Raw genomic sequence first — 7,876 nt, 5'->3', positions numbered from 1 at the left:
GCCGGTGTAGCTCAGTTGGTAGAGCAACTGACTTGTAATCAGTAGGTCGAGGGTTCGACTCCTTTCGCCGGCATATTTTCTTTCTTACATAGTGGAGGGGTAGCGAAGTGGCTAAACGCGGCGGACTGTAAATCCGCTCCTTAGGGTTCGGCAGTTCGAATCTGCCCCCCTCCACCATTTTTAATGTAATAGGGGCATAGTTTAAAGGTAGAACTACGGTCTCCAAAACCGTCAGTGTGGGTTCGATTCCTACTGCCCCTGCCAACTTCATATTTTGGCGATTGTGGCGAAGTGGTTAACGCATCGGATTGTGGTTCCGACACTCGTGGGTTCGATTCCCATCAGTCGCCCCATTTTTCAGTTATAAATAAAAGTTTCACAACATATATTATTTATAGATGGGCTATAGCCAAGCGGTAAGGCAACGGATTTTGATTCCGTCATGCGAAGGTTCGAATCCTTCTAGCCCAGCCACTTATGCGCGGAAGTAGTTCAGTGGTAGAATACAACCTTGCCAAGGTTGGGGTCGCGGGTTCGAATCCCGTCTTCCGCTCCATTTATATATATCGGCGGCATAGCCAAGTGGTAAGGCCAAGGTCTGCAAAACCTTTATCCACCGGTTCGAATCCGGTTGCCGCCTCCAAATTTGCCTGAGTGGTGGAATGGCAGACACGTCGGACTCAAAATCCGATGCCTTCGCGGGCGTGTGGGTTCAAGTCCCACCTCAGGTATCATTTAAAAGACTTTGTATTTCAATAATACAAAGTCTTTTTTTTGCGTAAATAAGATATATGAATATGCCTATATGTTATTGTGATGAATAAAAAGCCATAATCTAAAGTGATGAAATAATCATAAATCATGGCTTTTTTCTTTACATTATAAATTATGCTGGACTATTTTATTATAAATAGTCCTTGCTTCATCTGGTTGATGAGTGCCATGGATAATAGCACGTCCATCTTTAAATAGTACTATGCGATTATTTTCTATAGTACATGAAAGTAGATATGAATTAATAATTACATGAGTTACGATATGCTGTATACGCTCATATGTGTTTTTGAGTGATATGGACCGATTGGTAGATGGTCTAATTTGTACAGCATCTCTTCCACATAAAATATCTGTTTTAGTTTCATGATGAAGGGAGAGAAAAGGATAATTCCTATCCATTCCACAAGTTAAGCAATTGTTGTTTCTTAAGCTACTAATGTTTATCGCGGAACTCTCATCTTTCCAGATGTCGAATGACTTTAAGATAGGTTCAAAATAAGTTCCAGTAAGCAGTTGTAAAGCTTGCGTTACTTGATACGAAGCAACTATTTGAACAGCAGGGCTAATAATACCAACTGTATCACATGTTATGTGCTGATCAGATACATGGTCAATGAGACAATGTAAGCAAGGCGTTACTTCAGGAATAATTGTAAATTGAAGCCCATAGCTACCGACACATGCCCCAAAAACAAATGGTATTTGGAGTTTAACTGCAGCATCATTAACAATTAACCTAGTTTCAAAATTATCTGTTGCATCCACGATGAGTGAAGTATTTGCAATTAATTGTTCGATATTATGAGAATTGACATCCATTATAAGTGCTTCAATCGTAATTTCACTGTTTATTTTTTGTAATCGATTTTTAGCAGCTATCGCTTTTGGGAGTTTCTTTGTAGCATCATCCTCAGTATAAAGTTGTTGACGCTGTAAATTACTCCATTCTACGTAATCTCGATCAACAATTGTAAGTTTTCCAATTCCTGCTCTAGCAAGCATCTCAGCACTCGCTGAACCAAGTGCACCAGCACCGATTATAATGATATGTGCTTGTCGTACGAGCTGCTGTCCTGTTTTACCTACGAATAGTTCCTGTTTTTTGTATCGAGTATTCAAGATGTCACCATTCCAGTTATTGGGCTACTTGCTTCTCCATAATTCTTCTCTGGTATTCTTCCGGCTTCATATCCTAAATGTCCAGCCTCAATCGCGAGCTTCATTGCTAAAGCCATTTTTACAGGATCTTTAGCACCAGCAACAGCTGTGTTAAGTAGGACACCATCCGCTCCTAATTCCATGGCGAATGCAGCATCTTTTGGTGAACCAACTCCAGCATCAACGATGACCGGTACGGAAGATTGTTCAATAATGAATTGTAGATTTAAAGGGTTGATAATACCTTTACCTGATCCAATAGGTGATGCACCAGGCATAATGGCATGTACACCAAGTTGTTCTAGTCGTTTAGCTAATACAACATCATCAGAAGTATAGGGTAAAACAATAAATCCTTCTTCTAGTAGCATTTCAGATGCTTTTAATGTTTCTACTGGATCTGGTAGAAGGGAACGATCGCAGCCAATTACTTCTACTTTAATCATGTCACATAAACCAGAAGCTTTAGCTAATTTAGCAATTCGTACTGCTTCTTCAGCAGTCTTAGCTCCTGCAGTATTGGGTAGTAGCTTATACTTCGTTAAGTCTAATTGCTCTAAAAAATTAGGCTGATTAGCTTCAAAAATATTCATTCGACGTACGGCAAAAGTTAAGATTTCAGAACCTGAAACGGCTACTGCCTCTTTTTGAATTTCGAATGATGGGTATTTGCCAGTACCAAGTAATAATCGTGACTGAAATGAATGATGGGCGATTTGTAACATGATTATCCTCCTCCTACAAAGTGAACTATTTCAACAGTATCTCTTTCATTTAGCATGACAGATTCATACTGTTCTTTATCTACAATTTCTTTATTAAGCTCGACTACAACGATGCGGTTTTCTAATTGATAATGATGTAATAAATGTTGTATCGTGCGTACTTCCTGCGGTAACTCTGCTTTTTTTCCATTTAAGTTAATATACATTTTCAACCCCCTAAACAAGTGAATGCTTTTTTCGATTTATTTTGAAAGCCTCTATCCAATCTTCTGGAACCTTCTGTTGAAGGATGAGATTGCGAATCATTTGTCCAGTTGCTGGTGCTAGGAGAATGCCATTTCTGTAATGACCAGTAGCAAATAATAAATGGGAATCTTCCGGATGTTGGCCGATAAATGGCTTACCATCAAATGTTTGAGGACGAAGCCCAGCCCAAAAAGATTCGATTTTCATATCGCTCACTTCAGGAAGCATAGATTTTGCTTTGGAAATGACAGATTCAATTCCATCAATACTTGGTTGGATGTTCCAATCATCTTTAACCATTGTTGCACCGATGACAAGTTGTCCATTATTTCTAGGAACGATGTAGCTTTGTTTGTGAAAAAGTGTATGTTTTAAAGGAACTGAGTTACTTGAAACAGATAAACATTCTCCTTTAACTGGAATAAGCGTATGATTCAGTCCAAGTTTTTTTAAGAAAGTACTGCTCCAGACACCATTAGCAATGACAACGTATTGAGCTTGGAATTTGCCATTCGTTGTATAAAGGGTATAGCCATTATTTTCTTTTTTAATATCTAGTACTTTCGTATAATCCAAGATCGATGCTCCAAGTACTTGAGCACTTTTAGCAAAGCCTCGGCAGACGGAAGTAGGCAAGACATTTACATCATCTTTAATATAGGCAGCTCCAATAATATTAGGAGAAACAGATGGTATATGATTACTCACATCCTCCGCTCCATACCATTCCACGGTTGGAAGAGAAAGGAGGGAGCTAAGTGTTTCTTTTTCTTGATTGGAATAAACGAGCTGAAATATGCCACCTTGTTTTCGTTCGATATCGATTCCGCTAATATTTTTGATTTCATCCTGTAATGATTGATAGGCAAGTTGACTTTTTAGAGCAAAGGAATAAAAAGTTTGTACTTCATCAAGCTCTGAATGAGCACCAAGCATGCCCGCAGCTGCACTAGTTGTCTTGCTTGCAATCTGTTGTTCTTCAAAAAGTACAACATCCACTTTGGCTTGAGATAAATAATAAGCAATTGAACATCCAATAATTCCTCCACCAATAACGGCTACTTCAATGTTTGTTTTCAATGTAATTCTCCTTACATTTTCTAAAATATTGTTCAGCAGAGGCAAATGGGGAAGTAGCAGAGAAAATACCTGACATAATGGCTATTCCATCTGAATGTAAATGCTGTAATTCATTCACTCGCTCTGGAGTTATCCCACCAATAGCAAAGATAGGAATTGTAAGTTTTGATTTTATGAGACTAATTGTTTCTATGCCATTCGGTGCTTTGTTTTTCTTACTATTGGTTTCATAGCAATGACCATATAATACATAATCAGCACCATCGATTTCTGCTTGTTGAGCTTCTTTGACGGTGTGGACGGATTGACCAATTGTTAATCGTGGAAACATTTCTCTCACTTTTTTCACAGGAAGCCCATGAGAGGGTAAGTGAACATTGGGGATATCCATAAGTAAAGCTACATCTAGTCTGTCATTCATGACTATTTTTTCTTTTGACATACCTTGTTCATGTAGTAGGTTCAGTAGCTCAATCAGCTGCGTAGTTGTTTTAGATTTCTCGCGAATATGGACGAAATCTACTGTGTTTTTGATTTGTAAAATATTTGTTGCTAGCTCTTGGATAGAATGGATATCATCTGTAACTGCAATTAGTTTCATAAAGATTGGCTCCTTAGCATATAAAAAAACCACTTTCCAATAATAGGAAAGTGGTTGTGTGATTTGTCCAAAAATAAGCACAAAAAAACATAGAGCACTTCCCTACGCAGGTACGAACCTGTTCAGGTTTTGAGGGTTTGCAAGTAAACTACTCTATTCTCAGCCCTTATCAAGGGATCCCCTAGTGTTAAATATGTAGTTGATTGAATAATACAAAAATATCACAAAAGAAGAAGATGAGCAAGTGAAGGTTTAGGAGAAATTTGGATTTCGATTTTGAATTAGCTGTATAAAAATAAGTATGTCATGATGTAACTCTTCATCAAAACATACTTACCTTATAGCTTTCTATGTGATTTTTTAACGTATTTATTAATGATTAACATGCCATTTATCCTTTACAAGCTGATAAAGTTCTTTTGTAAAATATGCAAACCAAGCTAACATAAATACGCCAAAGAAGGACCAAATAATAAGCCATTCCATATTGCCTGCTACGTATAAATCATAAATATGGATTGCACTTGTAATCGTTCCTCCTAACCCAAGAACGGCTAAAATAGCGAAGATGATAGAACCCATTAAAGTGTCTGTAGAGTTATGTTTAGTTGAATTATGATTACCAACAGCATTCATTATTCTCACTCCTTTAAATGGTAGTATAGGTATATTATATGTTTACCCACCTGTAATGAGAAAAAAACATTTGAATTTCTTACAAATTAGTTAAAAAGGCACGAAATAGAATTGTTCCTATATAAGACATAATTCAGTCTGAAACATAGTTTAGACTAAAGTTAATAGGATATAGGAAGTTATACTATGATAGGGTAAGGCGGTTTAGCGTATGTTACAACATGAGAAGAATGGTAAATGTTCAGAAGATATATTAGCTAGAATGCCTGGGGGCATTTGTCGCTGTCTTATTCAAGATACTCAATATAAGTTTGAATTTGTAAATAAAGGATTTCTTAATCTTTTAGGATGTTCAAGTGATGAGCTTGAAAGCACATATTATAATGATTTACTTCAAGTTGTTCATGATTATGATCGAAACAATATAGAAAAAGATCTAAATGGATTAAATGAAAAAGAAGACGATAGCGTAGAATTACAATTTCGTCTTGCAAGGCAAGATGATAAGGTAGTTTGGGTACATGCTATTTGTAATAAAACAGTGGATGTTAATGAAGTGGCTTGGTTGAATTGTATCATTACTGATATTACTTCTTTAAAAGTATCAATAGATGAGCTTAAATTGAGAGAAGCGGGTTATTTTAAAATAACTGAACATATGAATGAAATTCTTTTCGAATGGGATTTAATTCAAGATACCCTTCAGTTTTCATCCAATTTTGTAGAGAAATTCGGCTATGAGCCGATTGTTGAGAAGATTAGTTTGTCTGTTCCAACATCTATGCATATTCATCCTGAGGACGTAGTAATCTTCAGTGAAGCTTTTAATTCAATCTATAATGGTGCTCCAGATGTTCAATGTGAATTAAGAATTAAACAGTATCCAGATAAATATATTTGGTGCAAAATTAGAATTACTTCTCAATTTGATGAAAATGGTCATATATTTAAGGCATTCGGTACTATATCTGATATTGATGATCAGAAACAGACCATGCAAAAACTATTATTTAAAGCACAAAGAGATTCATTAACAGGGATTTACAATAAGGCAACTACGCAAAACTTTATTGAAGAGTGCTTAACAGGTGACGATCACCATAAGAATCATGCATTATTCATTATTGATATTGATAATTTTAAGCATGTTAATGATCAGTTAGGTCATTTATTTGGTGATGCTGTTTTAAAGGATACAGCTCATGATATTCAACACCTTTTCCGTGATTCCGATATTGTTGGAAGAATTGGTGGAGATGAATTTATGGTGTTTCTTAAAGATATTCCATCAGAGGATTTAGTTATTGAGAAATCTAAATTATTGATGGATGTTTTTCGACGTTCATTTACAGGACGCAATAAAGATTACAAAATCTCAGGAAGTGTTGGCGTAGCGATTTATCCACGTGATGGTAAAACATTTAATGAGCTTTTTCAAAATGCTGATAATGCATTGTATGCAGCGAAAAAACAAGGAAAAGATTGTTTTTGTATCTTTAGTCAGGAATTGAAAGCAGAGCAATATAAGAGTGTTCTTGATCAAGTTAATGTAGATGATCAATCTCAAATGTCGTTTACGGAAAATCTAAAAGAATATATCTTTAATATTTTATATGAAACGAAAGATATAAATGTTGCTATCCCATTAATATTAGAAATTGTCGGTAAGTATTATGGAGTTAGTAGAGTATATGTTTTTGAAAACTCAGAGGATGATTTTTTTGTCAGTAATACGTTTGAATGGTGCAATGAGGGAGTTAAATCTGGGAAGGATCACCTTCAAAATCTGTCTTATTCTATTTTCTATGATGGAGAACAATCCTATCAATCTCTATTTGATGAAAAGGGTATTTTTTACTGTCAGGATATAAAAACACTTCCAAAGAATATTTCTGAGTTATTTGAATCCCGAAAAATTTGCTCAGTATTACAATGTGCTATGGATAGCGAAGGTGTATTCAAAGGTTTTGTAGGTTTTGATGAATGTAGTGGGTTACGCCTATGGACTTTAGAGGAAATTGATATGTTAACGGTTATTTCACATATACTTGCCACATTTTTATTGAAGAAGCGTTCTGAAAAAGAGCTAGAAGGTGCTTATGAATTTCAAAAGTCTATCCTAGATCACATAAATACAGCGATTTACGCAATTAACCCAGAAACCTTTGAGATTTTCTATTTCAATGATAAGACAAAAGAAATGGTGCCAAATTTGAAATTGAATGATTTATGTTATAAAGTATTTTGGGATAGACAAACACCATGTCTTCAATGTCCAATGTATGAATTGAATACAGAAAAATCTATTTCAACATTAGTGTTAGATTCTGAGAAAGTGGATGTAAGCAGCAATATTACAGCAGCTTATATAAATTGGAAATATGGTAAACAATGTTGTATATTAAGCCGATATGATTTTCAAAAAATTAAAGATAGCAATAAAAATTTATCTTAATAATAGGTAAATAAAAGCTGTTCAGAGTTATTCTGACAGCTTTTGTTTTAAAGTAATTAGATAGTTACAATTACTAAAAATATATAATTTTATAATTCCGACTTGATACATATGAATAATTGGTATATTATATGTTTATCAAATAAAATACTGTAAGGTTATGGAATTTATATAAAAACTATTTTAAGACTTATCATT

7 protein-coding genes, 8 tRNA genes and 1 riboswitch are annotated in these 7,876 nt (G+C 35.2%); of the genes, 9 read left to right on the top strand and 6 right to left on the bottom strand.

What is annotated here, in order from left to right; all coding sequences use genetic code 11:
• From TX86_RS16365 to TX86_RS16330, 8 genes are all read left to right on the top strand, one after another.
• A tRNA-Thr gene (locus TX86_RS16365) sits at positions 1-73 on the top strand.
• Between the two features lie 20 nt (positions 74-93).
• Positions 94-177 (top strand) — tRNA-Tyr (locus tag TX86_RS16360).
• Between the two features lie 13 nt (positions 178-190).
• Positions 191-264, top strand: a tRNA-Trp gene (locus TX86_RS16355).
• Between the two features lie 13 nt (positions 265-277).
• Positions 278-353 (top strand) — tRNA-His (locus TX86_RS16350).
• 46 nt (positions 354-399) lie between these two features.
• Positions 400-474, top strand: a tRNA-Gln gene (locus TX86_RS16345).
• A 7-nt stretch (positions 475-481) separates the two neighbouring features.
• Positions 482-556, top strand: a tRNA-Gly gene (locus TX86_RS16340).
• 12 nt (positions 557-568) lie between these two features.
• Positions 569-643 (top strand) — tRNA-Cys (locus tag TX86_RS16335).
• 5 nt (positions 644-648) lie between these two features.
• Positions 649-731: transfer RNA gene (locus tag TX86_RS16330), tRNA-Leu, on the top strand.
• Positions 732-879: 148 nt separating this feature from the next.
• Here the strand turns inward: TX86_RS16330 and TX86_RS16325 are convergent.
• From TX86_RS16325 to TX86_RS16300, 6 genes are all read right to left on the bottom strand, one after another.
• Complete coding sequence (locus TX86_RS16325) at positions 880-1,896, bottom strand: ThiF family adenylyltransferase (protein ID WP_042349977.1); 1,017 nt, start codon at positions 1,894-1,896, stop codon at positions 880-882.
• The gene (locus tag TX86_RS16320) at positions 1,893-2,666 is read right to left on the bottom strand and encodes a thiazole synthase (RefSeq protein ID WP_439096854.1); all 774 of its coding nucleotides are present in this window, start codon (positions 2,664-2,666) and stop codon (positions 1,893-1,895) included. The genes TX86_RS16325 and TX86_RS16320 overlap by 4 nt, the downstream gene beginning before the upstream one ends.
• Positions 2,663-2,866: a sulfur carrier protein ThiS gene (gene thiS / locus TX86_RS16315; protein ID WP_042349974.1), complete on the bottom strand. Its 204-nt coding sequence runs from the start codon at positions 2,864-2,866 to the stop codon at positions 2,663-2,665. The genes TX86_RS16320 and thiS overlap by 4 nt, the downstream gene beginning before the upstream one ends.
• A 10-nt stretch (positions 2,867-2,876) precedes the next feature.
• On the bottom strand, positions 2,877-3,986 hold the full coding sequence (gene thiO, locus TX86_RS16310) for a glycine oxidase ThiO (RefSeq protein WP_042349973.1): 1,110 nt from the start codon (positions 3,984-3,986) through the stop codon (positions 2,877-2,879).
• Positions 3,970-4,587: a thiamine phosphate synthase gene (locus tag TX86_RS16305; RefSeq protein WP_042349971.1), complete on the bottom strand. Its 618-nt coding sequence runs from the start codon at positions 4,585-4,587 to the stop codon at positions 3,970-3,972. The genes thiO and TX86_RS16305 overlap by 17 nt, the downstream gene beginning before the upstream one ends.
• 82 nt (positions 4,588-4,669) lie before the next feature.
• A riboswitch (TPP riboswitch) is annotated at positions 4,670-4,780 on the bottom strand.
• Positions 4,781-4,959: 179 nt separating this feature from the next.
• On the bottom strand, positions 4,960-5,223 hold the full coding sequence (locus TX86_RS16300; protein ID WP_042349970.1) for a hypothetical protein: 264 nt from the start codon (positions 5,221-5,223) through the stop codon (positions 4,960-4,962).
• Positions 5,224-5,434: 211 nt separating this feature from the next.
• On the opposite strand from TX86_RS16300, the gene TX86_RS16295 reads away from it, so the two are divergent.
• Positions 5,435-7,678 carry a sensor domain-containing diguanylate cyclase gene (locus tag TX86_RS16295; protein ID WP_042349969.1) on the top strand — a complete coding sequence of 748 codons (2,244 nt, stop codon included), beginning with the start codon at positions 5,435-5,437 and terminating at the stop codon, positions 7,676-7,678.
• The last annotated feature ends 198 nt before the right edge of the window (positions 7,679-7,876 follow it).

The sequence above is a fragment of the Bacillus massiliigorillae genome (assembly GCF_000380245.2).
GTDB classification, from domain to species: Bacteria; Bacillota; Bacilli; order Bacillales; family DSM-1321; genus Bacillus_AD; species Bacillus_AD massiliigorillae.
The sequence above is the reverse complement of the archived record's forward strand: the minus strand, read 5'-3'. Positions and strand labels throughout refer to the sequence as shown.

Excerpts from the sequence above, each read along its gene's own strand:
- thiS (WP_042349974.1), bottom strand. The coding sequence starts at position 2,866 with ATGTATATTAACTTAAATGGAAAAAAAGCAGAGTTACCGCAGGAAGTA.
- TX86_RS16305 (WP_042349971.1), bottom strand. The coding sequence starts at position 4,587 with ATGAAACTAATTGCAGTTACAGATGATATCCATTCTATCCAAGAGCTA.
- TX86_RS16300 (WP_042349970.1), bottom strand. The coding sequence starts at position 5,223 with ATGAATGCTGTTGGTAATCATAATTCAACTAAACATAACTCTACAGAC.
- TX86_RS16295 (WP_042349969.1), top strand. The coding sequence starts at position 5,435 with ATGTTACAACATGAGAAGAATGGTAAATGTTCAGAAGATATATTAGCT.